12 tRNA genes and 1 rRNA gene are annotated in these 1278 nt (G+C 52.3%); all 13 read left to right on the forward strand.

Going from position 1 to position 1278, the window contains the following annotated elements:
- Window positions 1-8: 8 nt before the first annotated feature.
- Window positions 9-124 (forward strand): 5S ribosomal RNA (gene rrf / locus AC0KUU_RS29860).
- Between the two features lie 9 nt (window positions 125-133).
- Window positions 134-209: transfer RNA gene (locus AC0KUU_RS29865), tRNA-Val, on the forward strand.
- Window positions 210-212: 3 nt separating this feature from the next.
- A tRNA-Thr gene (locus AC0KUU_RS29870) sits at window positions 213-288 on the forward strand.
- A 7-nt stretch (window positions 289-295) separates the two neighbouring features.
- Window positions 296-371, forward strand: a tRNA-Lys gene (locus AC0KUU_RS29875).
- 13 nt (window positions 372-384) lie between these two features.
- Window positions 385-466: transfer RNA gene (locus AC0KUU_RS29880), tRNA-Leu, on the forward strand.
- 23 nt (window positions 467-489) lie between these two features.
- Window positions 490-564: transfer RNA gene (locus AC0KUU_RS29885), tRNA-Gly, on the forward strand.
- A 14-nt stretch (window positions 565-578) separates the two neighbouring features.
- A tRNA-Leu gene (locus tag AC0KUU_RS29890) sits at window positions 579-667 on the forward strand.
- A 9-nt stretch (window positions 668-676) separates the two neighbouring features.
- Window positions 677-753, forward strand: a tRNA-Arg gene (locus tag AC0KUU_RS29895).
- A gap of 4 nt (window positions 754-757) precedes the next feature.
- Window positions 758-834, forward strand: a tRNA-Pro gene (locus tag AC0KUU_RS29900).
- 5 nt (window positions 835-839) lie between these two features.
- Window positions 840-915, forward strand: a tRNA-Ala gene (locus AC0KUU_RS29905).
- Window positions 916-945: 30 nt separating this feature from the next.
- A tRNA-Met gene (locus tag AC0KUU_RS29910) sits at window positions 946-1022 on the forward strand.
- A gap of 27 nt (window positions 1023-1049) precedes the next feature.
- Window positions 1050-1142 (forward strand) — tRNA-Ser (locus AC0KUU_RS29915).
- Window positions 1143-1167: 25 nt separating this feature from the next.
- Window positions 1168-1244, forward strand: a tRNA-Met gene (locus tag AC0KUU_RS29920).
- Window positions 1245-1278 lie beyond the last annotated feature (34 nt).

Below are 1278 nucleotides of genomic sequence, written 5' to 3' on the forward strand. Positions count from 1 at the left end.
ATAATATGTCTGGTGGCGATAGCGAAGAGGTCACACCCGTTCCCATACCGAACACGGAAGTTAAGCTCTTTAGCGCCAATGGTAGTTGGGACTTTGTCCCTGTGAGAGTAGGACGTTGCCAGGCTTATATATCGGAGGATTAGCTCAGCTGGGAGAGCACCTGCCTTACAAGCAGGGGGTCGGCGGTTCGATCCCGTCATCCTCCACCATTTGCCGGTGTAGCTCAACTGGTAGAGCAACTGACTTGTAATCAGTAGGTTGGGGGTTCAAGTCCTCTTGCCGGCACCAGTTTTTCGAGCCATTAGCTCAGTTGGTAGAGCATCTGACTTTTAATCAGAGGGTCGAAGGTTCGAGTCCTTCATGGCTCACCATTTATATTCACACGCGGGTGTGGCGGAATTGGCAGACGCGCTAGACTTAGGATCTAGTGTCTTACGACGTGGGGGTTCAAGTCCCTTCACCCGCATCTTTCATTAATTTCATATATGTGCGGAAGTAGTTCAGTGGTAGAACACCACCTTGCCAAGGTGGGGGTCGCGAGTTCGAACCTCGTCTTCCGCTCCACATATATAAGTCCTGCCGGGGTGGTGGAATTGGCAGACACACAGGACTTAAAATCCTGCGGTAGGTGACTACCGTGCCGGTTCAAGTCCGGCCCTCGGCACCATTTTAATAAGCGCCCGTAGCTCAATTGGATAGAGCGTTTGACTACGGATCAAAAGGTTAGGGGTTCGACTCCTCTCGGGCGCGCCATAAACGGGAAGTAGCTCAGCTTGGTAGAGCACTTGGTTTGGGACCAAGGGGTCGCAGGTTCGAATCCTGTCTTCCCGACCATTTATGGGGCCTTAGCTCAGCTGGGAGAGCGCCTGCCTTGCACGCAGGAGGTCAGCGGTTCGATCCCGCTAGGCTCCACCAATTAAATTAAATAATTGTAACAAATAATATGGCGGTGTAGCTCAGCTGGCTAGAGCGTACGGTTCATACCCGTGAGGTCGTGGGTTCGACTCCCTCCGCCGCTACCATATAAGTTACATTTGTTATAAATATACGGAGGAATACCCAAGTCCGGCTGAAGGGATCGGTCTTGAAAACCGACAGGGGTGTCAAAGCCCGCGGGGGTTCGAATCCCTCTTCCTCCTCCATTTATTTATACCATATTCATATCATCGCGGGGTGGAGCAGTTCGGTAGCTCGTCGGGCTCATAACCCGAAGGTCGCAGGTTCAAATCCTGTCCCCGCAACCAAAGTGGTCCCGTGGTGTAGCGGTTAACATGCCTG

The organism is Priestia sp. ST2, assembly GCF_055810735.1.